Origin of the sequence: Micromonospora chersina (assembly GCF_900091475.1) — a bacterium.
Classification (GTDB): domain Bacteria; phylum Actinomycetota; class Actinomycetes; order Mycobacteriales; family Micromonosporaceae; genus Micromonospora; species Micromonospora chersina.
On record NZ_FMIB01000002.1, the window covers coordinates 6,083,973 to 6,104,097 of the forward strand.

The following is a 20,125-nucleotide window of genomic DNA, read 5'->3' on the forward strand; positions in this document are numbered from 1 at the left end:
CCATGGCGGACACCTCCACCCAGTCGATCGTCGTCGGCGCGTCACCGGAGCGGGTGGCGGCCGTCATCTGCGACTTCCCCCGCTACCCGGAGTGGACCGAGGCGGTGCGGCAGGCCGAGGTGATCGAGGAGTACGAGGACGGCTACGCCAGCCAGGTCCGGTTCACCATCGACGCGGGCGTGATGGCCGACGAGTACGTGCTGGCCTACGAGTACGCCGAGGACATCTCCCGGATCGAGTGGCACCTGGTGGCGCCCTCGAAGATGCAGAAGTCCCAGCGCGGGTCGTACGACCTGGTCGGTAATCCGGACGGAACGACCACGGTGACCTACACCCTCGAGGTGGAGCTGTCCGTGGGGATGCTCGGCATGTTTCGCCGCAAGGCCGAGAAAATGATCATGGACGCGGCGTTGAAGCAGCTCAAGCGCCGGGTAGAAGCACTCGGTGCGGCCCACTGACCCGACCGTCGTCCCGGTTGTCACGCTGGAGGAGCCGAACCATGGGCACCACTGATCCGGGTTCGGCCCGGGAAGAGGCCGAGCGCCTCGTCGCCATGCTGCTGGCCACGGCGAAGCTGGCCGCCGCCACGCCCGGGGCCGGTCCCTGGGGTCCGCTCGGTGGGATCCTGTCGGGTGTCCTCGGTCACAGCCCCGGCGGCACGGGCGCGGGCGACGGGTCGTCCGCCAGGTCCGGGGTCGGCGCGGGCTTCGCCACCGGATCGCCGGAATGCTGCGTCTGCCCGGTCTGTCGGGGTATCGCGGCGTTGCGGGACCCGAGTCCCGAATTCGCCGAGCGGCTCGCCACCGGCGCCGGCGACCTGGCCGCCGGGGTGGCCAGCCTGCTGCGCGCCTTCGCCCCGGCCGAGCCGGGCGGCACGACGGCGGAGGGCGGGCCCGCCGGCGCCGCGACGGGGGACCACGTGTGGCGCGAGGCGACCCGCACCGGGCATGATTCTCAGCCGGCACCCGAGCAGGACGTGTGGTCCGCCGCCACCCGGGGGGAGGGCGCGGCCGACGCGGGTGCCGACGAGCCGCCCGCCGATGCCGCCGGGCCGGACGTGCCGGCGTCGAGCCGGCCGCCGGCCGGCCGTCCCGTGGTGCCCGCCTCGCGGGCGTCCGGCGAGGTGGGCGAGGACGTACCAGGCGACGGGGCCTGACCCACCGGACATCCCGGGATCGCACGGCCGGTTCGGCCGGGGCCGGGCAGCACAGCAGAGGGGAGTGGCAGCGGTGACGCTGACCATCGGAGTCGACGTCGGTGGCACGAAGGTGGCCGGCGGTGTCGTGGACGACACCGGCAAGGTTCTCGTGCAGGCCCGACGGGACACCCCCGCCGACGACGTGGCCAAGACCCGCGACGTCATCATCGAGCTGGTCACGGAGCTGGCCACCGGCCGCACCGTCGACGCGGTCGGGATCGGCGCGGCCGGCTGGATCGACGCCTCCCGCTCCACCGTGCTCTTCGCCCCGAACCTGGCCTGGCGGGACGAGCCGCTGCGCGAGTACGTCAGCAACGCCACCGGCCTGCCGGTGATCGTGGAGAACGACGGCAACGTCGCGGCCTGGGCGGAGTTCCGCTACGGCGCGGCCCGGGACGCCGACGACTCGATGGTGATGTTCACCATCGGCACCGGCGTGGGCGGCGGCATCGTGCTCGGCGGCGACCTGGTCCGCGGGGCCAACGGCATCGCGGCCGAGCTGGGCCACATGCTCACCGTGCCGGACGGCCACCAGTGCGGCTGCGGCCGGCTGGGCTGCATCGAGCAGTACGCCAGCGGCAGCGCCCTGGTCCGCTTCGCCCGCGCCGCCGCCCGCCAGGAGCCGCACCGGGCCACCGCCCTGCTGGAGCTTGCCGGCGGCGAGGCCGAGGGGATCAGCGGACCGATGGTGACCGCCGCCGCGAAGGGTGGCGACGCGGTCTCGACCGAGGCGTTCGCCCAGGTCGGCCGCTGGCTCGGCACCAGCCTCGCCGACATGGCGCAGATCCTCGACCCGCAGGTGCTGGTGGTCGGCGGTGGCGTGATCGACGCGGGCGACCTGCTGCTCGGCCCCACCCGCCGGTCGTTCACCGACGCCCTGGCCCAGCGCAGCCGCCTGCCCGTCGCCGAGGTACGCCCCGCCGAGCTGGGCAACACCGCCGGTGTCATCGGCGCCGCCGACCTGGCCCGGCGGATCTGACGTGCCGGCAGCAGGCGTGCCGCTGCGGGTGGTGTCCTACAACATCCACAGCCAGCGGGACGACACCGCGGCGCTGGCCGAGGTGGTCCGGGCCGCCGGGCCGGACGTGGTGATCGTCCAGGAGGGGCCGCGGCGGTTCCGGTGGCGGCAGAAGTGCGCCACGCTCGCCGACTCGTTCGGCCTGGTGGTGGCGGCCGGCGGCCTGCCCTCGTTGGGCAACCTGCTGCTGACCAGCCTCCGGGTCCGGGTGACGGCGACCCGCTGCCAGCGCTACCCGCTCACCCCCGGCCGGCACCTGCGCGGGGCCGCGTACGCCGAATGCCTGGTGGGTGGGACCCGGTTCCTGCTGGCCGGCTCCCACCTCTCCACCGACCCGGCGGAGCGGCCGGGGCAGGCGGCCGCGTTCAAGCGGGAGCTGGCCGCCGCGACGCTGCCGGTGGTCGCCGGCGCGGACCTCAACGAGGGGCCGGACGGGCCGGCGTGGCGGACGGTCGCCGAGGGCCTGACCGACGCGGCGGTCGCGATGGACCGGGCCGACCGGCACACCTACTCCTGCGCGAACCCGCGCCGGCGCATCGACGCCCTCTTCGTGGACCCGCGCGTCGAGGTCGTCGACTACGACGTGGTGGACACCCCGCGGACCCGGCAGGCCAGCGACCACTTCCCGGTCCTGGTCGACCTGCTGCTGCCCGCCGGCGACTGACCGTTCCCTCCCGTGCACCGTGCGCCGCCCGCGGGGGCCGCGCCGCACGCCGTGCGCCTCGGGGGACGTCGCGGACGCGGGCGGCACGGGCGTGACCGAGCGTGATCTCTCCACGCTCCGGCCCTCACCCCTCGACCGCCTTTGCTCTGCAGCCATATCCGCATCAGCTACCTTGCGTGACCGCCCCGCCGTGGCCGCGACCGGAGGGTGAGCGCAAGGGTCGCAGCTCAGCGGGGTGCTGCGCGGATGGCTGCAGAGCAAAGCGGCGCGACCGGTGGCGGAAGGGCCGGCGGCGGACGGCACGCTGCGTGATCGAAGGGTCGGTCACCCAGCGCCACGAAGGCCCGCCGCCACCACATCTCGCGGCTCGGGCGGCTGGACAACGGCGGGCATTGTCGGCAGGATTTCGCACCGACCCGGCACTCGTGCCGCACAAAAGGAGATTCCCGGTGTCCTCCTCCACCGACCTCGGCCGCCCCGACCCGGACCCGACGGTCGCCCCGACCCGGGACGGCCGCCCGGTCTCCGACCGCGGCGACACCGTCTGCGTCATCGGCGCCGGGGCCAGCGGCCTCACCGCCGTGAAGAACCTCCGCGAGGCCGGCTTCGGCGTCGACTGCTACGAGCGGGAGACCGGCGTCGGCGGCGCGTGGAACTGGCGGCACGACCGCAGTCCGGTGTACGCCAGCACGCACCTCATCTCGTCCCGGCCGTTCACCCAGTTCCCCGACTTCCCGATGCCGGACGACTGGCCGGACTACCCGCACCACTCCCAGCTGCTGTCCTACTTCGAGCGCTACGCCGACCACTTCGACCTGCGCCAGCACGTCTGGTTCGGCACCGAGGTGGTCCGGGTGGAGCCGGTCGAGGGGGACCGCTGGGACGTCACCACCCGCAGCACCGGCGGCTACGGCCCGGAGCGCACCTCCCGGTACGCGGCAGTGGTGCTGGCCAACGGCCACAACTGGTCGCCGAAGCTGCCCCGCTACGAGGGGCTGGAGCAGTTCCGCGGCGAGGTCATGCACGCCTCGTCCTACAAGGACCCGGCCCAGCTGCGCGGCAAGCGGGTGCTGGTGGTCGGCGCCGGCAACACCGGCTGCGACATCGCGGTCGAGGCGGCCCAGCAGGCGTCCCGCTGCTGGCACGCCACCCGCCGCGGCTACTGGTACGCCCCGAAGTATGTCTTCGGCCGCCCCGCCGACCAGGTCAACGACACCCTCCTCGCGCTGCGGGTGCCGCTGCGCGTGCGGCAGTGGCTCTACCACTGGACGCTGCGGCTGACCGTCGGCGACCTGACCCGGTTCGGCCTGCCCAAGCCCGACCACCGGGTCTACGAGACGCACCCGATCGCCAACAGCCAGCTCGTCTACTACGTCGGCCACGGAGAGATCACCCCGGTGCCGGACATCGCGCGGTTCAACGACCGCACCGTCGAGCTGACCGACGGCCGCGAGATCGACCCCGATCTGGTCGTCTTCGCCACCGGCTACCTGCCGCGCTTCGAGTTCCTCGAAGGCAAGGTGCTCGGCGACGCGGACGGCTCCGGCCGCCCCCGGCTCTGGCTCAACGCGTTCACCGCCGGCCACCCCACCCTGGCCGTGGTCGGCCTGGTGCAGCCGGACTCCGGCATCTTCCCCATCTCGCACTGGCAGAGCGTGCTCTTCGCCCGGCTGCTCACCCTGCGCACCACCCACCCGGACCGCGCCGCCGCGTTCGGCCGCCGGGTCGCCGCCGGCCTCGGCGAGCGGTACTCGGCGAAGGTCAAGGACAGCACCCGGCACTGGTTCGAGGTGGGGCACGCCGACTACCTGCGCGCGCTCCAGCGGGCGCTCCACGACCTGGAGGGCAAGTGACAAGCGAACGTGTCCGGGTGGTGCGGGGGTGGGAGTGGGCCCGTCCCGAGCGGCCGGCCCGCCGCGAGGTGCTCGCCGCGCTGCCCGAACTGGACCAGGCGAAGCCGCCACTGCTGTTCGTGCCCGGGTTCGGGCACGGGGCGTGGGCGTTCGCCGAGCACTGGCTGGGGCACGCCGCCGGCCGCGGCTTCCCGGCGTACGCGCTGAGCCTGCGCGGGCACGGCGACAGCGAGCCGGCGCCGGAGGCGACGCTGCGGTCGTACACCCATGACGTGGTCCAGGCGGCCGCGGGCCTGCCGCGGCAGGCGGTGCTCGTGGGGCACGGCGCCGGTGCCCGGGTGGTCGCGCACGCCCTGGCCCGCTACCCGGCCCGGGCGGCGGTGCTGGTGGCGCCGGTGCTCGGCGGCTGGGGCACCTTCGGCACGGCGCTGCGCCGCAACCCCACCGGCACGCTGCCCGCGGTGTTCGGCGCCGGCCTGCGCCTGAACCGCCGGCAGCTGTTCAGCCGGGAACTGCCCGACGCCGAGGCCCGGCGGTACGTCTCCCGGCTGGGCCGGGCCGGCAGGCGGGCGCAGTGGCAGCTGCTCACCGGGCGGCAGCCGGAGCCGGCGGTGGGCCGCCCGCCCGTGCTGGTGCTGGGCAGCCCCGACGACCGGGTGGTGCCGGCGGCGGCGCTGACCGGTGCGGCCCGCCGCTACGCCTCGGCCCCGCTGCTCTTCCCCGGCATGGGCCACGACCTGATGCTCGACGCCCGCTGGCGGGAGCCGATCGACGCGATCCTCGACTGGCTGGAGAAGGACCCGACCCCCGCCCTCGGCTGAGCGCCGGCGTCAGCCGCCCGTGGTGCGCCGGCCGGACCGGGACGTGGTCTCCTCCAGCGCGCTCAGGTAGGACCCCGCCCAGGCGTGGATGTCGTTGCGGCCCAGGTGCTCGCGCATCGCCCGCATCCGGGCCGCCACGTCCTCCGGCGCGGCCCGCAGCGCGGCCAGCAGCGCCGCCTTGAGCCCGTCGAGGTCGTGCGGGTTGACCAGGTACGCCTGGGCCAGCTCGGCGGCCGCCCCGGCGAACTCGCTGAGCAGCAGCGCGCCGGTGCCGTCGACCCGGGCGGCCACGTACTCCTTGGCCACCAGGTTCATCCCGTCCCGCAGCGGGGTCACCGCCATCACGTCGGCGACCCGGTAGAGGGCGACCAGCTCGGTGCGGTCGAAGGGCTGGCTGAGGTAGTGGATCGCCGGCTCGCCGACCCGGCCGAACTCGCCGTTGATCCGGCCGACCTGGTGCTCCACCCGGTCGCGGAGGATCTGGTACTGGGCCACCCGGTCCCGGCTGGGCACCACCACCTGGACCAGCACGGTGTCGTGGACCTTGACGTCCCCGCTGGCCAGCAGCTCGTGGTACGCCTTGAGCCGCTGCTCGATGCCCTTCGTGTAGTCCATCCGGTCGACGCTCAGGATGACGCGCTCCGGGTCGCCGAGGTCCTGCCGCAGCCGGCGGGCGCGGTCGGCGACGTCGGGCCGGGCGGCGAGCGCGGACATCTCGGCGGTGTCGATGGAGACCGGGAAGGCGCCGATCCGCACCACCCGGTCGCCGACGCCGATGCGCCGGTCGGTGGCCGGCAGGTCGAGGACCTTGGTCGCGAGCTGGGCGAAGTTGTGCGCGGCCTGGGCGCGCTGGAAGCCGATGAGGTCGGCGCCGAGCATCCCGCGCAGCAGCTCGGCCCGGCGGGGCAGCTGCATGAACAGCTCCGGCGGCGGGAACGGCACGTGCAGGAAGAAGCCGATCCGCAGGTCGGGCCGGAGGTCGCGGAGCAGGCCCGGCACGAGCTGGAGGTGGTAGTCCTGCACCCAGACCAGCCCGCCGGGCTCGGCCGCCTCGGCGGCGGCCTCGGCGAACCGCTGGTTGACCCGCTGGTAGGCCTCCCACCAGCGTCGGTGGTACTCGGGTTGCTCGACGGCGTCGTGGTAGAGCGGCCAGAGGGTGGCGTTGGCGAAGCCCTCGTAGTGGTCGCGGAAGTCCTCGCCGCTGAGCGGCACGGCGCGCATCCGGACCCCGTCCACGTCGGGCAGGTGCGGCGCCGGGCCGGTGCCGCCGGCCCAGCCCACCCAGGTCGCGGGGGTGTGCCGGAGCAGGGGGTGCAGGGCGCTCACCAGGCCGCCGGGGCTGCGGCGCCATTCGAAGGCGCCGTCCGGCGCCACACTGTCGTCGATGGGGAGGCGGTTGGCCACCACCACGAGGGGACTCTGTCGCATCTCGGGAATTCCGATCAGCAGAGGACCGACCACCGAGGAGGGGCCCAACCCGGACAGCCGGTGCGGGACGTGACGTACAGCGGTATTCCTACTGACAGTAAGTTACACCCCTGTTACACGACCGGCCCGGGGCGCGCGGTGTCCCGCCATCCGGGCACCCGGCGCGCGTCCCGCAGTCAGACCACCGCGCCGTCGTCCGGGTCGTGGTCGTCGGAGTCGCCGGGACGCAGCCGCCAGACCAGCATCACGAAGCCGGCCAGGATGCCGGTGAAGCCGAACAGGGTCACCACCGACGGGTCGACCGTCGACAGCAGGGTGGGGGAGAGGAAGAGCAGGAAGCCGAGCACGATGCAGAGCACGCCGACCACCGCGTACTTCGAGAAGCGCGGCAGCGGGGGCGGCGGTGGCGGGGTGTAGTGCTCCTCGTCCCCGTCGCCGGGCAGGTCGGCGCCGAACGTGTCCAGGCCGTCCAGGAGCGAGGGCTCGTCCTGCCGCCCCCGGCTCAGCGAGATGCCGGAGACGTCCGCGGCGTAGGGCAGCCGGCGCACGTCGGTGGCGGTCGGGCCGGCGGTCTCCTCGGCGCGGCCCGGAGCGCCGCCGCCCGGGGTGGCCGGGTCGACCGGGTCCACCGGGTCGTCGACGTCCTCGGCGGCCGGCCAGGGGTGGCTCCCGGCGCTCGGCGCGGTGTGGAAGCCGGCGACGATCTTCGCCCACTCGGCCTCGATGTCCGGCTCGTCGTCGCGGGCCGGCTCGCGGCCGCCCTCGTCGCTCAGCTGCGTGAGGTAGTCGCGGGCGGTCGTCAGGTGGGAGCGGTCGACGTAGAGCCGGTCGATCGGGCGGGACGGGACGGTGGTGGTGCGGGTCACCGGGTTGAGGTCGGCCGAGGGCTGGAGGTAGGCGGCGATGCCGCCGGCGGCGAGCACGTCGAGCAGGTGCTCCCCGACGCGCGGATCGACGTCGCCCGCGACCGCGTACTCGGCCGCGTCGAGCCCGTTGTCCCGCCGTCCCCGGCGGGGCCCGCCCCCTGACACCGGACACCCCCTTCGCCGCACCGTCGTGCCCTGAATCCTGACACGCCGGGACCCGGTTCCGGGAGTGCGTTGTGGCGTGCCGCTCCCTGTTCGTACGCTCTTCCCCGACAGTCCCGCTCGCCGACGGCGCCCCGGGCGCGGTCCCGGCGGCCCCCGCCGCACCCCGGCGACCGGCCCGTCACCGCTCCCGCCTGGAAGGACCCCGGTGCTGTACTGGCTGCTGAAGTACATCATCCTCGGCCCGCTGCTGAGGTTGATCTTCCGCCCGCAGGTCGAGGGGCTGGAGAACGTCCCGGAGTCCGGCCCGGTGATCCTGGCCAGCAACCACCTCTCCTTCTCGGACTCGATCTTCACCCCGTTGATCGTCAAGCGAAAAGTAACATTCATCGCCAAAGCCGAATATTTCACCGGTAAGGGTCTCAAGGGCTGGCTGACCAAGATGTTCTTCGTCGGCTCCGGCACCATCCCGGTCGACCGCTCCGGCGGCCGGGCCGCCCGCGCCGCGCTGGACACCCAGCTCAGGGTGCTGCGGTCCGGCGGCATCGCGGGCATCTACCCGGAGGGCACCCGGTCGCCCGACGGCCGGCTCTACCGGGGCAAGACCGGAGTGGCCCGGCTCGCCCTGGAGAGCGGCGCCCCGGTGGTGCCGATGGCCATGCTCAACTCCGACGCGATCCAGCCCACCGGGCAGATCGTCCCCAACCTCGGCCGGGTGCGGATCCGCTTCGGCGCCCCGCTCGACTTCTCCCGCTACGCCGGGATGTCCGGCGACCGGTTCGTCGAGCGCGCCGTCACCGACGAGATCATGTACGAGCTGATGGAACTGTCCGGCCGCGAGTACGTCGACATGTACGCGCAGAAGGCGAAGGCCCAGCCGCGGGAGCCCGTGCCCGCCTGACGTCAGCCGTCCCCGGCGATCCGGAGCAGGCCGGCGGCGGCGTGCCGCTCGGCGAAGGCGCGCACCTCGGCGAGCGTCTTCGCGGCGGCCACCGGATCCGCCTCGTTCAGCGGCCCCACCGCGAGGGCGGACGCGATGACGTGGTCGGTGACGTCGGTCATCTCGGCGTAGCTCGCCGCCGCCGCGGTGAACAGGTCGGCCGCCCGGCGGGCGTCGCCGTCCCGCCGGGCCAGCGCCGCGTCGGCGGACCGGCCGGCCGCCCGCGCCCAGCGCGTCGTCCGCGGCGCGCGGGCCAGCAGCTCGCGGACCAGGAGCGCCGCCTCGCCGCCGAGCACCCCCGCCACGTGCCCGACCGCCGGCACCCACTCCGCGAACGGGATCATCCGGGTGCGCCGCCAGTCGGCGTCGAGTTCGGCGAGCAGCGCCAGCGCCTCGTCCCGGCGGCCCTGCACGGCCCGGCACAACGCGGCGTGCGCCACGGTGGACCGCAGCACCCGGTGGAAGCCGCTGCGCCGGGCGGCGACCAGCGCCTGATCCACCAGGTCGGGGCCGTCCTCGTCCGTGTCGCCGTCGGGCGGCGCGTCGCCGAGCGCGCGGATCCAGCCGGACACCGCCACGATGTGCAGGTCCCACTCGTCGGTCGGGCGCCGGGTCGACCCCTCGGCCATCCGCAACGCGGCCGTCCAGTCCCCGCTGTAGTAGGACCGGCTCCACTGGTCGGCGAAGCTGACCGTCAGGCCGTGCTCGCCGCCCAGGTCCAGCGAGCGCTGCTCGTCGACCAGGCGGGCCGAACCGGTCAGGTCGCCCTCCTCCTGCAACGCCCAGGCCAGGTTGTGCACCGCGCGCCGGCGGCTGGTCAGCCGCTCCACCCGGCACTCCTCGGTCACCTCGGCCAGTTCGGCGTACGCCCCCTCGACGCCGGCCTGGTACCGCGCCACGGCCAACGTGATCCGCGCGTTCGCCCGCGCCTCCCGCAGCTCCAGCCGCTCGGCCAGTTCGGCGGCGGCCCGAGCGGCGGCGCAGGCCGGCTCGGCCTCCGCGTCGAGCATGTGCGTCCGCGCCAGCTCCAGCAGCGCGCCCACCTTGTCCTCGCTGTCCGGCAGCCCGGCGTGCAGCCGGATCGCCCGGTCCAGGCAGCGCAGCGTCTCCGACCGGTCGGCCCGGGCCCAGGCCGCCGTGGCCAGCAGCCGCCACGCCTTCGCCGCGCCCGGCAGGTCGCCCGCCCCCGCCAGCCGGTCGGCCAGCGAGGTGAGCGTCTCCGTGCCGCCGCCCACCAGGAACCCGTCGCGGTCCCGGTAGAAGGCCAGCTCCGCCTGGAACAGGTCCAGGGAGGGATCCGGTCCGCAGTCCACCGCCAGCGCGCGGCCGACAAGCGTGGCCGCGGTGTCCAGCGCGTGCAGCGCGTACGCCCGGCGGGCGGCCCGGTGCAACGCCGTCCGGGTCGCCCGGGCGTACGGGGACGGGTCGAGGCCGACCGTGCGGGCGATCTCGTGCGCCGCCCAGCGGTGGTTGGCCAGCACCTCGGCCAGGTCGTGCTGCCGGCCGTCGGCGAGCTGCTCCAGCCAGTCGGCGGTGCGCTGGTGCCGGGTGACCCGTTCCGCCCGGGGCAGCCGCTGGTAGCAGACGTCCCGGACCAGGATGTGCCGGAACCGGTACTCGGGCTGGCCCGGCATGGTCGAGGCGGGCAGCTCGTAGACGAGGTCGCGGCGCTGGAGGCGGTGCAGCGCCCGCTCCACCCACTCGGCCGGCCGGCCCAGGGCCAGGGCCACCGGCGCCGCCCAGAACTGCACGCCCACCACCGAGGCCGCCTGGAGCACCGCCCGGTCGGCCGGGTCGAGCAGGTCCAGCCGGTTGGCGATGACCGCCTGGACGGTACGCGGCATCCCCGTCCCACCGGCCGGGTCCAGTGGCGGGAGGGCCGTCCGCCGGTCGACGAGCCCGCCGTCGAGCAGCATCCGCGCGTACTCCTGGGCGTACAGCGGATTGCCGTCGGCGAACTCGATCAGCGGATCGCGGGCCTCCGCCGGAAGGGTGGTGTGGCCCAGCAGCAGCGAGTAGAGGGTGTCGATGTCACCGTCGTGCATGGGTGGCACCGAGATGGACATGGCTCCACTGATCGTGCCGGTCCACGCCGGGTGCCGCTCGCGCAGCTCGGGGCGGGCGGTCGCGATCACCAGCAGTGGCACGTTCCGGGCTGCCGCGCCGAGCTGCTCCACGAAGGACAGCATGGTCTCGTCCGCCCAGTGCATGTCCTCGAAGACGAGCACGGTGGGCCCGGTCGCGGCCAGCGTGAGCAGGAACCGCCGCCAGGCCGCCTCGGTCTCGGCGGAGGTGAGCCGCTCGCCGGGCACGCCGACCAGGGGACCCAGCGCCTCGGCCAGCCGCACCGCGTGCGGGTCGGCCAGCCGGCCCAGCCGGTCCCGCAGCCGTTCCCGCATGGCGGCCGGGTCGTCGGAGTCGGGCAGCCCGAGCCAGCTCCGGACGATGTCGGCCAGGGCGGCGTAGGTGACGTTCTCCCCGAACGGCGGGCAGTGGCCGATCAGCCAGGTCACCCGCGCGCCGGGCAGGTTCGCGGCGTGCCGCGCCAGCTCGCGTAGCAGCCGGCTCTTGCCCACCCCCGCCGGACCGAAGACGGTCAGCAGCTGCGAGGTGCGCTCGGTGACGGTGCGGTGCAGCGCGCTGACCAGCAGGCCCCGCTCGTGGTCCCGGTCGACCATCGGGGTCAGCTCGGCGGTGTGCCCGTCGCGGCGGGCGCGGGCGCGGACGGCCAGCCAGATCCGGCTCACCGCCGACCGCCCCCGCAGCGTGACGGGTGGCTGGTCGGCGTACTCCATCTCGTGCCGGGTGGCCGCCCAGGTGCTCTCGTCGACCACCACGCCGCCGGCGGGGGCGAGCCCCTGCAACCGGGACGCGGTGTTGACCACGTCGCCCGTGACGAACGCCTGGCCGCCGTCGCGGGCGGCGGCGAGGTCGACCAGGGCCTCACCGGTGGCGATCCCGACCCGGAAGCCGAGCGGCGGGTGCGGGCCGGCCGGCTGCCGGGCGAGGCTCCGTTGCAGCTCCAGCCCCGCCCGCACGCAGCGCAGCGCGTCGTTGTCCGTCGCCACGGGCGCCCCGAACAGCGCCATCACCGCGTCGCCGATGTACTTCTCCACCACGCCGCCGTACTGGTGCACCAGCCGGCGCACCGTGGCGAAGTAGGCCTGCTGCAGCCCGCGGGCCTGCTCCGGGTCGGCCCGTTCGGCGTACGTGGTGAAGTCGACGATGTCGATGAAGAGCACGCTGACCTGCCGGCGGTCCTCCTGCACCGCGACGGCGTGGTCGCGCAGCGGCTGCCCGCAGTTGGTGCAGAAGTTCGCCTCGGCGTTGTTGGCGTGACCGCAGCCCGGACAGGTCGCCGCGAGGGGCCGGCCGCATCCGCCGCAGAAGCGGTCGTCCGGGCCGGCGGTCCGGGAGCAGTGTCCACAGGTGAGGTCGATGTCGAACTCCGTACGCGTGAGATCCCCATCGTCCCGCGCGGCCGGGCAGTCGGGTACCCGACGGGTCGGCGGGACGTCAAGGCCGATCGGCCGGGTCTAGTCTTCCGTACCAGGAAGTCCCGTCGACAGGGAGAGTGCCGTGCACGTCCGACTGGCCGCCTCCTGGACCGATCCACGAGGGACGGTGTGGGCCTCGGGCGACACGGTCGACGTCGACGCCGTCACTCTCGCCGAACTGGAGGAAAAAGGCATGGTAGAGCAGCCCGTGGGCGCTGAGTCGACCAAGACCACGACGACCACCACGACCAAGGAGACCGACCCGCAGAAGATCGGTCCCGGCCCGAGCTCGCCGCCGGCCGACACCACCGAGAAGTGACCGGACGGTGGGGCCGGCGGTAGTCCCGCCGGCCCCATCGACCCTCCACCGTGCGGCTCAGGCGACCGCCGCGACGGCGGGCCGCCGCCGTGCGCCGGCGCCGAGGGCGCGGGAGAGCAGGGGTACGACCAGCGCCAGCGTGGCCAGGATGCCGACACCGGAGACGACCAGCAGCCAGCGAGGCCCGATCGCCCCGAGCAGCGAGGCCCCGGTGAGGTACGCGAGCACCTCGGCCGCGTACGGGAACATGTAGACCGTCCCGAAGACCACGCCCATCCGTTCGGCCGGCACGTTCTGCTGGATCAGCGTGTCCGCCGCCACGTGGTGCCAGCCGGCTCCCGCCCCGGCCAGGGCCTGCCCGAGCAGGGCGACCCCGATCGCCGGGCTCACGCCGGTGGCCAGCGTCCCCACGCCGAGTGCGAGCAGGGCCGAGTAGAGCACCAGGTCCATCCTGGTGCGCCGGCCGGTGCGGGTGAGCAGCGCCGGCCCGGCCACCATGCCGACGCCGTACGCGGTGACGAGCAGGCCGATCATCACCTCGGTGGCCGCGAGTTGGCTCCGGGCCAGGGGCACGACCGCGAGGTTGTCCAGGGCGGCGAACGTCACCAGCACCAGGAACCCGATCGAGATCGCGCGGACCACGCCGCTGCCGCGGACGACCCGCAGCCCGGCGCCGAGCACCTGGCGGAACGGCTCGGTCCCGGACGCCGCCGGCGCGGACAGCGTCCGCACGCCGCCGATCAGCAGCGCGGACAGGACGAAGGTGGCCGCGTCGACGAGCAGCGTCGCGGTCAACCCCGCCGTGGCCAGGAGCAGGCCGCCGACGGCCGGGCCGGCCGCGAAGCCGATGTTCATGCCGACCGCGAGTTGCGCGTTGGCGGCCGGCAGCCGGTCGGGCTCGACGAGCCGGGGCAGCAGGCTGCGACCGGCCGGGGTGAAGGCGGTGGCCGCCACGGTCGCCGCCGTGACGGCCGCGAGCAGCACCGGCAACGGCGGCATGACCAGCGCCACGGCCAGGTAGAGCAGCGCCTGGGCGACGTCGCAGCAGACGATCAGCCGGCGCTGGTCGAACCGGTCGGCGAGCGCGCCGAGCAGGGGCCCGACCAGTCGCGGCGCGGTGGTGGCCAGCAGCAGCAGGGCGACGGCCGTGCCCCCGTACGTGTCGTACGCCGCGATCAGCAGCGCGGTACGGGCGAGCTGGTCGCCGGCGTACGACACCAGGCGCGCCGACCAGTAACGACGAAAGGCGATATTGCCGCGGATCAGTGACATGCCCGTCAACTCCTCGCTCCGGCAGGTCTGTCCGGTGGGGCCCCGCGCGGGGGCGTGCCGGACCACGCTGGCAGTGAGCGTCGACGAAGGACAACGGCTCTTCGGGCAGTGATTAGTGTATATATGTCTATTTTGTGCCGATCGTCCCTCCCGTAGCGTCGGTGCCACGCCAGCAACCAGGTACGACACAACGGGAGGCACGAATGTCCACCTCGACCAACACCAACGCCACCGCCGACACGACGACCGGCTGGGCCGGGCCGGGCTACTGGGCGGGGCCGGGCTTCTGGGCCGGTCCCGGCTTCTCGGCGGACTCCGGGCGCGGGTGGGCCGGCCCGACCCGTCGCTGGGCCGGCCCCGGCTACTGGGCGGGCCCGACCCGCTGAACCGCGCATCACGGTCACGCCGGCTGCCGAGGCAGCCGGCGCAGCCGTGCGTGGGGACGCGGACGCCGCCGGTCGCGGACGTCCGCGCGGCCCGGCGGTCGGGTCGGGGTCAGCCGGTCAGCGGTCGTTCATGCCGGCGCGGCGGCGCAGCGCGGCCACGTCCGTGACCACGATCCGGCGCCCCTCCGTGCGCAGCCAGCCCCGGCTGGCGAAGGAGCCGATGGCCTGGTTGACGCTCTGCCGGGAGCCGCCGGCCATCTCGGCGAGCTGGCTCTGGTTGAGCTCGATGGTGATCATCGGCGCCTGGCTCTCGCCGGCCAGCCGGACCAGCGTCTTGGCCACCCGACCGGGCAGGTCGAGGAAGACGTGGTCGGCGTTCTGCTCGGTGAGCCGGCGGATCAGCTGGCCGAGGGAACGCATCACCGCGTCGAGGATGCGCGGGTTGGAGTGCACCAGCTCCATGAAGGCCGGCCGGGACAGCGCCAGCGCGGCGCAGTCCTCGATCGCCTCGGCCGACGCCGACCGGGTCGAGGCGTCCAGCAGGGAGACCTCGCCGAGCACGTCCGGCGGTCGGATGACCGACAGCACGGCCCGCTCGCCCGTGGGGGCCGTGCGGAACACCGCCACCGCGCCGCGGCGCAGCACGATCAGCGACTCGCCGGGGTCGTTCTCGACGAACAGCAACTGACCCTTGCGGTACGTGCGCGGCACGGCCGCGGCGATGACCCGCTGCCGCACCTCCGGCTCCAGCCCGGCGAACATCTCCACGCCCGTGAGCGCGTCACCCGGCTCCGGCAGGCGCATCTCCACGGCCCAACCCCTCCCCGGTCAAGGACCACAGCTCGCACACCGGGTGAACCTGTCAACCCCGGCACGAGGCATCTCAACCGGTTCGGCGTCCGGTAGCGGTACACATCAGATCATGACGGCCCGGTCGCGTGCTGTACACCCCTGGAGACACTTCCGTGACCGTCGCGAGCTGGGGCGGGCGGGCCGACGACCTCGGCGGACGCCCCGGCGACCGGTGGTCGGCGGCGGTGGGCGAGGATGGTGGGGATGGCCTACCGCTACTTCTACGACTGTGAGTTCATCGAGGACGGCCGGATCGTCGACCTGGTGTCGATCGGCGTCGTCGATGAGTACGGCCGCGAGTTCTACGCGGTCTCCACCGAGTTCGACGACTCCCGGGCCGTGCCCTGGGTGCGCCGCAACGTGCTGGACAAGCTCCCCTCGCCGGCCGACCGGGCCTGGCGCTCCCGCGAGCGGATCCGCGACGACCTCTACGAGTTCCTCATGGAGCCGGTCCGGGACCGGCCCGGCGAGCAGCTGGAGCTCTGGGCCTGGTACGCGGCGTACGACCACGTGGTGCTGGCCCAGCTCTGGGGGGCGATGCCGGCGCTGCCCCGGGAGATCCCGCGGTTCACCAAGGAACTGCGCCAGCTCTGGGACGACCGGGGCCGGCCGCGGCTGCCGGAGGCCGAGGCGGGCCGGCACGACGCGCTTGTCGACGCCCGGCACAACCTGGCCCGCTGGCGCGCCATGACCACCAGGTGAGCTGTCGGCAGGTTTGACCGGTTCTGTCCCGGGCACGGTTCGGTTCGGCATCGAGTCGATCCGAGGGAGGGCCGCATGGACAAGCAGCCGACCGACCCCGAGGATGGCCGTCGCCGGGTCACCGAGCTGATCCGGGACGCGCGCATCTGCCTGCTGACCACCACCGCCGTCGACGGGCGGCTGGTCAGCCGCCCGATGGGACTCCAGGAGGCGGACTTCGACGGCGACCTCTGGTTCTTCGCGTACGCGGACTCCGCGAAGGTCCGCCAGATCCGGGTGAACCCGCAGGTCAACGTCGGTTTCGCCGACCAGCGGCACCACGCCTGGGTGTCGGTGGCCGGCACCGCCGCCGAGGAGTGGGACCGGGCCCGGGCCGAGCGGCTCTGGCACCCGCTGCTGAAGACCTGGTTCCCGGACGGCCTGGACACCCCGGGCCTCACGCTGATCAAGGTGCACGCCGGCTCGGCCGAGTACTGGGACGCGCCGGGCAGCACGGTGGTCAACCTGCTCGGCTTCGCCCGGGCGGCGGTCACCGGGCAGCCGCCGAAGGCGGGGGAGAACCACGAGGTCAGCTACTGAGCGGTAGCCCGTCCGGGGCTCGGGACGGGCCGGGGCGCGGTGTCGGCGGGCCCGCACGCCGACTACAGTGCGCACTGACGGCCCGCCCCGGGCCGGCAACGGCGCCGATGGTCTGATCTGACACATATCCTGGGGCTTATCCGGGCTTCACCTGATGCTCCAGGAGGATGAGCAGATCATGCGTATCGGCGTGCTCACCGGCGGCGGCGACTGCCCTGGTCTCAACGCGGTGATTCGGGCGGTGGTCCGCAAGGGCGTCGCCACCTACGGTCACGAGTTCGTGGGCTTCCGGGACGGCTGGAAGGGCCCGCTGGAGGGCCTGTCCAAGCCGCTGGGCATCGCGGAGGTCCGCGGCATCCTGCCCCGTGGCGGCACCATCCTCGGCTCGTCCCGCACCAACCCGTTCAAGATCGACGGCGGCGTGGAGCGGATCAAGGACAACCTCGCCGCGCAGGGCGTGGACGCGCTGATCGCGATCGGCGGCGAGGACACCCTCGGCGTCGCGACCAAGCTGCACGAGCTGGGCGTCCACGTCATCGGCGTGCCGAAGACCATCGACAACGACCTCGGCGCCACCGACTACACCTTCGGCTTCGACACCGCCGTGAACATCGCCATGGAGGCGATCGACCGGCTGCACACCACCGCCGAGAGCCACCACCGCACCCTGGTCGTCGAGGTCATGGGCCGGCACGCCGGCTGGATCGCCCTGCACGCCGGCCTGGCCGGCGGCGCCAACGTGATCCTGCTGCCCGAGCGGCAGTTCGACGTCGAGCAGGTCGCCGGCTACGTCGAGAAGCGCTTCCAGCACCAGTACGCCCCGATCGTCGTGGTCGCCGAGGGCGCCCAGCCGCTCGACGGCCAGATGGTGCTGCACAACCAGGAGCTCGACGCCTTCGGCCACGTCCGCCTCGGCGGCATCGGGCAGTGGCTCGCCGAGCAGCTGGAGGCGAAGACCGGCAAGGAGGCCCGCACCGTGGTGCTCGGCCACATCCAGCGCGGCGGCACCCCCACCGCGTTCGACCGGGTGCTCGCCACCCGGCTCGGCCTGCACGCGATCGACGCGGCGAACGAGGGCGACTGGGGCAAGATGGTCGCCATGCAGAGCACGGACATCGTCCGGGTCCCCCTCGCCGAGGCCACCCGGGAGCTGAAGACCGTGCCGCTGGAGCGGTACGCCGAGGCCGAGGTCTTCTTCGGCAGCTGACCGACGGCGGGCGGCGCGGCGGGTCCCCGACGGGCCCGCCGCGCCGCACCTCCACGGAGAGGGGTACGGCTCATGGCACCCGAGGTGCACACGGTCGCGGTGATCGGCGCGGGCAAGATCGGCGAGCTCATGCTCTCCGGGCTGCTCCGCTCCGGCTGGCCGGTCGAGCGGCTGCTCGCCACCGCCCGGCGGCCCGCCCGCGCCGAGGAACTGACCGCCCGGTACGGCGTCCGGGTGGTGGACAACCTCACCGCGGTGGACGAGGCGGAGGTGCTCGCCGTCTCGGTGAAGCCGCAGGACGCGGCCGCGCTGCTGGACGAGATCGGCCCCAAGGTGCCCGCCGACAAGCTGGTCATCTCGCTCTGCGCCGGCCTGCCCACCGCCTTCTTCAACCGCCGGCTGCCCGAGGGCACCCCGGTGGTCCGGGTCATGACCAACACCCCGGCGCTTGTCGACGAGGCGATGAGCGCGATCTCGCCCGGCGCGCACGCCACCGGCGCGCACCTGGCCCTCGCGGAGGAGATGTTCAAGCCGCTCGGTGCCACCCTCCGCGTGCCCGAGTCCCAGCAGGACGCGGTGACCGCCCTCTCCGGCTCCGGCCCGGCCTACTTCTACCTGCTCGTCGAGGCCATGATCGACGCGGGCATCCTGCTCGGCCTGCCCCGCCAGGTGGCGCACGACCTGATCGTGCAGACCGCCATCGGCTCGGCCGTGATGCTGCGCGACTCCGGAGAGCACCCGGTCAAGCTCCGCGAGGCGGTCACCTCGCCGGCCGGCACCACCATCAACGCCATCCGTGAGCTGGAGAACCACGGCGTCCGCGCGGCCATGCTGGCGGCCCTCGAAGCGGCCCGCGACCGGGCCCGCGAACTGGCCGCCCAGGCCGACTGAGCCGCCGCACCCGGCTTGGCGCGGACGGTGCCCCATACTGGCGCGGTGTTCACTCTCGCCCAGGCGCGACACCTGGTGGCCACCCTGCGGCCGCGCGTCGAGGAGCTGATCCGGCTCCGTGCCGACCTCGCCGAACTCCGGATCGACCTGGCCGACCACGGGGTCAGCGCGCTCGGCGGGCTGGCCGAGGTGAAGGCGCTGGAAGCCCGGCTGCACGCCGTGGTGGAGGAGTTCCACCAGCACGGCATCCAGGTGAAGGGCATCGCCCCGGTGCTGCTCGACTTCCCCGGTGAGCGGGACGGCCGGGCCGTGCTCTGGTGCTGGCTGGAGGGCGACACCGACGTCCGCTGGTACCACCGGGTGGAGTGCGGCTTCGCGGGCCGCCGCCCGGTCTGAACCGCCGGAGCGCGGCCGCCGCCCGGTCTGAGCCCTCAGCCGAGGGTGGCCAGCGCGGCCGGCGACACGTTGCCGCCGCTGAGCACCAGGACGGTCCGCTCGCCGGGCGTCACCTCGACCAGCCCCGCCCGCAGCGCCGCCAGCGTGACCGCGGCGGCCGGCTCGACCAGCAGCTTCGTGGCCTCGACGAGGTCGGCCCAGGCGGGCAGGATGGCCGCCTCCGGCACCTCCACGACCGCGTCGACAAGCGCCCGGACGTGCGCCAGGGTGTGCCGCCCGGCGAACGGGGCGGCCAGGCCGTCGGCGACCGAGGCCGGGCGGGCCGGCAGGGTGTACGTGCCGGTCCGCAGCGCGTGCGACATGGCGTTGGCCCCGTCCGGCTCCACCCCGACGATCCGGGTCGTCGGTGAACCCGCCCGGACGGCAGCGGCGATCCCGCTGATCAGCCCGCCGCCGCCCACCGGCACGAGCACGAGGTCGGGGCGCGGGCCGTCCGCCAGGATCTCCCGCCCCACGGTGGCCTGACCGGCGATCACGTCCGGGTCGTCGAAGGGCGCGAGCAGGTGGAAGCCGCGCTCGGCAGCGACCGCCTCGGCGGTGGCCAGCAGGTCGTCGGTGAGCACCGCCTCGGCGCCGAGCCGGCGGACCATTGCCAGCTTGGCGGGCACCGCGTGCGGCGGCATGCAGACCACCGCGGGCAACCCGGCCGCGCGGGCGACGTGGGCCACCGCGATCGCGTGGTTGCCGGCGGAGAACGCCACCAGCCCCGCCGGCGTGCCGGCGCGCTCGGCGTGGGCGAGCAGCGCGTTCGTCGCGCCGCGGACCTTGAAGCTGGCGGTGTGCTGGAGGTTCTCGGCCTTCACGGCCAGCCGCAGGCCCAGTTCGGCGCCCAGGACCGGCGCGTCCAGCAGCGGCGTGCGGACCACCCGGCCGTCGAGCCGCCTCTCGGCCGCCGTGATGTCGTCACCGGTGATCAACCGCACCCGGCGAGCCTAAGCGATGTCTCGTAACGCGGCGACAGCCCAGTCCGGACCGTCGGAGATGCCCGACCGAGGGTGACGACCTCGTAACCGG

Annotated in this window: 20 protein-coding genes; 14 read left to right on the forward strand and 6 right to left on the reverse strand. The window is 74.3% G+C overall.

Annotated elements, in window-relative coordinates:
- The first annotated feature begins 2 nt into the window (after window positions 1-2).
- From GA0070603_RS28380 to GA0070603_RS28405, 6 genes are all read left to right on the forward strand, one after another.
- Window positions 3-458: an SRPBCC family protein gene (locus GA0070603_RS28380; protein WP_091320131.1), complete on the forward strand. Its 456-nt coding sequence runs from the start codon at window positions 3-5 to the stop codon at window positions 456-458.
- Between the two features lie 41 nt (window positions 459-499).
- On the forward strand, window positions 500-1,156 hold the full coding sequence (locus GA0070603_RS28385; RefSeq protein ID WP_091320134.1) for a hypothetical protein: 657 nt from the start codon (window positions 500-502) through the stop codon (window positions 1,154-1,156).
- A 73-nt stretch (window positions 1,157-1,229) separates the two neighbouring features.
- Window positions 1,230-2,177, forward strand: a complete 948-nt coding sequence (locus GA0070603_RS28390) for an ROK family glucokinase (RefSeq protein ID WP_091320138.1) — start codon at window positions 1,230-1,232, stop codon at window positions 2,175-2,177.
- 1 nt (window position 2,178) lies between these two features.
- Window positions 2,179-2,880 (forward strand): endonuclease/exonuclease/phosphatase family protein, encoded by a 702-nt coding sequence (locus tag GA0070603_RS28395; RefSeq protein ID WP_091320142.1) that lies wholly within the window; start codon window positions 2,179-2,181, stop codon window positions 2,878-2,880.
- Window positions 2,881-3,329: 449 nt separating this feature from the next.
- On the forward strand, window positions 3,330-4,733 hold the full coding sequence (locus GA0070603_RS28400) for a flavin-containing monooxygenase (protein WP_091320146.1): 1,404 nt from the start codon (window positions 3,330-3,332) through the stop codon (window positions 4,731-4,733).
- Window positions 4,730-5,554 (forward strand): alpha/beta hydrolase, encoded by an 825-nt coding sequence (locus GA0070603_RS28405; RefSeq protein ID WP_091320148.1) that lies wholly within the window; start codon window positions 4,730-4,732, stop codon window positions 5,552-5,554. Before GA0070603_RS28400 ends, GA0070603_RS28405 begins: the two co-directional genes overlap by 4 nt.
- Window positions 5,555-5,563: 9 nt before the next feature.
- Here GA0070603_RS28405 and GA0070603_RS28410 read toward each other — a convergent pair whose 3' ends face one another.
- Both GA0070603_RS28410 and GA0070603_RS28415 read right to left on the reverse strand, forming a co-directional pair.
- Complete coding sequence (locus GA0070603_RS28410) at window positions 5,564-6,982, reverse strand: alpha,alpha-trehalose-phosphate synthase (UDP-forming) (RefSeq protein WP_091320151.1); 1,419 nt, start codon at window positions 6,980-6,982, stop codon at window positions 5,564-5,566.
- Between the two features lie 176 nt (window positions 6,983-7,158).
- Window positions 7,159-8,013, reverse strand: a complete 855-nt coding sequence (locus GA0070603_RS28415) for a DUF308 domain-containing protein (protein ID WP_091320154.1) — start codon at window positions 8,011-8,013, stop codon at window positions 7,159-7,161.
- 205 nt (window positions 8,014-8,218) lie between these two features.
- Here GA0070603_RS28415 and GA0070603_RS28420 point away from each other — a divergent pair, with 205 nt between their 5' ends.
- Entirely contained in the window at window positions 8,219-8,911 is a 693-nt protein-coding gene (locus GA0070603_RS28420; protein ID WP_091320159.1) for a lysophospholipid acyltransferase family protein, read from the forward strand.
- Window positions 8,912-8,913: 2 nt separating this feature from the next.
- Here GA0070603_RS28420 and GA0070603_RS28425 read toward each other — a convergent pair whose 3' ends face one another.
- Window positions 8,914-12,477: an ATP-binding protein gene (locus tag GA0070603_RS28425; RefSeq protein WP_425270524.1), complete on the reverse strand. Its 3,564-nt coding sequence runs from the start codon at window positions 12,475-12,477 to the stop codon at window positions 8,914-8,916.
- Window positions 12,478-12,529: 52 nt separating this feature from the next.
- On the opposite strand from GA0070603_RS28425, the gene GA0070603_RS28430 reads away from it, so the two are divergent.
- On the forward strand, window positions 12,530-12,766 hold the full coding sequence (locus GA0070603_RS28430; RefSeq protein WP_091320164.1) for a hypothetical protein: 237 nt from the start codon (window positions 12,530-12,532) through the stop codon (window positions 12,764-12,766).
- 57 nt (window positions 12,767-12,823) lie between these two features.
- Here the strand turns inward: GA0070603_RS28430 and GA0070603_RS28435 are convergent, their stop codons facing one another.
- Entirely contained in the window at window positions 12,824-14,038 is a 1,215-nt protein-coding gene (locus GA0070603_RS28435; RefSeq protein ID WP_091320167.1) for an MFS transporter, read from the reverse strand.
- A 203-nt stretch (window positions 14,039-14,241) separates the two neighbouring features.
- On the opposite strand from GA0070603_RS28435, the gene GA0070603_RS28440 reads away from it, so the two are divergent.
- Window positions 14,242-14,424: a hypothetical protein gene (locus GA0070603_RS28440; protein ID WP_091320169.1), complete on the forward strand. Its 183-nt coding sequence runs from the start codon at window positions 14,242-14,244 to the stop codon at window positions 14,422-14,424.
- Window positions 14,425-14,541: 117 nt separating this feature from the next.
- Here the strand turns inward: GA0070603_RS28440 and GA0070603_RS28445 are convergent, their stop codons facing one another.
- Window positions 14,542-15,234, reverse strand: a complete 693-nt coding sequence (locus GA0070603_RS28445) for a Crp/Fnr family transcriptional regulator (protein ID WP_091268212.1) — start codon at window positions 15,232-15,234, stop codon at window positions 14,542-14,544.
- Window positions 15,235-15,480: 246 nt separating this feature from the next.
- Here GA0070603_RS28445 and GA0070603_RS28450 point away from each other — a divergent pair, with 246 nt between their 5' ends.
- The 5 genes from GA0070603_RS28450 to GA0070603_RS28470 all read left to right on the forward strand — a co-directional run bounded on the left by GA0070603_RS28450 (window position 15,481) and on the right by GA0070603_RS28470 (window position 19,051).
- A complete protein-coding gene (locus GA0070603_RS28450; protein WP_091320172.1) occupies window positions 15,481-15,978 on the forward strand; it encodes a polyadenylate-specific 3'-exoribonuclease AS in 498 nt (165 codons plus the stop codon).
- A 75-nt stretch (window positions 15,979-16,053) separates the two neighbouring features.
- Entirely contained in the window at window positions 16,054-16,557 is a 504-nt protein-coding gene (locus tag GA0070603_RS28455) for a pyridoxamine 5'-phosphate oxidase family protein (RefSeq protein WP_091320176.1), read from the forward strand.
- A gap of 178 nt (window positions 16,558-16,735) precedes the next feature.
- Window positions 16,736-17,764: a 6-phosphofructokinase gene (locus tag GA0070603_RS28460; RefSeq protein WP_091320179.1), complete on the forward strand. Its 1,029-nt coding sequence runs from the start codon at window positions 16,736-16,738 to the stop codon at window positions 17,762-17,764.
- A 72-nt stretch (window positions 17,765-17,836) separates the two neighbouring features.
- Window positions 17,837-18,655: a pyrroline-5-carboxylate reductase gene (gene proC / locus GA0070603_RS28465; protein ID WP_091268206.1), complete on the forward strand. Its 819-nt coding sequence runs from the start codon at window positions 17,837-17,839 to the stop codon at window positions 18,653-18,655.
- A gap of 45 nt (window positions 18,656-18,700) precedes the next feature.
- Window positions 18,701-19,051 carry a DUF2203 domain-containing protein gene (locus GA0070603_RS28470; RefSeq protein ID WP_091320183.1) on the forward strand — a complete coding sequence of 117 codons (351 nt, stop codon included), beginning with the start codon at window positions 18,701-18,703 and terminating at the stop codon, window positions 19,049-19,051.
- Window positions 19,052-19,086: 35 nt separating this feature from the next.
- On the opposite strand, the gene GA0070603_RS28475 is transcribed toward GA0070603_RS28470, so the two are convergent.
- Window positions 19,087-20,034: a threonine ammonia-lyase gene (locus GA0070603_RS28475; RefSeq protein WP_091320187.1), complete on the reverse strand. Its 948-nt coding sequence runs from the start codon at window positions 20,032-20,034 to the stop codon at window positions 19,087-19,089.
- Between the last annotated feature and the right edge of the window lie 91 nt (window positions 20,035-20,125).

What these genes read in the sequence shown, in the direction of transcription:
- GA0070603_RS28410 (WP_091320151.1), bottom strand. Translation starts at nt 6,982, where the DNA reads ATGCGACAGAGTCCCCTCGTGGTGGTGGCCAACCGCCTCCCCATCGAC.
- proC (WP_091268206.1), top strand. Translation starts at nt 17,837, where the DNA reads ATGGCACCCGAGGTGCACACGGTCGCGGTGATCGGCGCGGGCAAGATC.
- GA0070603_RS28455 (WP_091320176.1), top strand. Translation starts at nt 16,054, where the DNA reads ATGGACAAGCAGCCGACCGACCCCGAGGATGGCCGTCGCCGGGTCACC.
- GA0070603_RS28380 (WP_091320131.1), top strand. Translation starts at nt 3, where the DNA reads ATGGCGGACACCTCCACCCAGTCGATCGTCGTCGGCGCGTCACCGGAG.
- GA0070603_RS28440 (WP_091320169.1), top strand. Translation starts at nt 14,242, where the DNA reads ATGTCCACCTCGACCAACACCAACGCCACCGCCGACACGACGACCGGC.
- GA0070603_RS28450 (WP_091320172.1), top strand. Translation starts at nt 15,481, where the DNA reads ATGGCCTACCGCTACTTCTACGACTGTGAGTTCATCGAGGACGGCCGG.
- GA0070603_RS28460 (WP_091320179.1), top strand. Translation starts at nt 16,736, where the DNA reads ATGCGTATCGGCGTGCTCACCGGCGGCGGCGACTGCCCTGGTCTCAAC.
- GA0070603_RS28385 (WP_091320134.1), top strand. Translation starts at nt 500, where the DNA reads ATGGGCACCACTGATCCGGGTTCGGCCCGGGAAGAGGCCGAGCGCCTC.
- GA0070603_RS28435 (WP_091320167.1), bottom strand. Translation starts at nt 14,038, where the DNA reads ATGTCACTGATCCGCGGCAATATCGCCTTTCGTCGTTACTGGTCGGCG.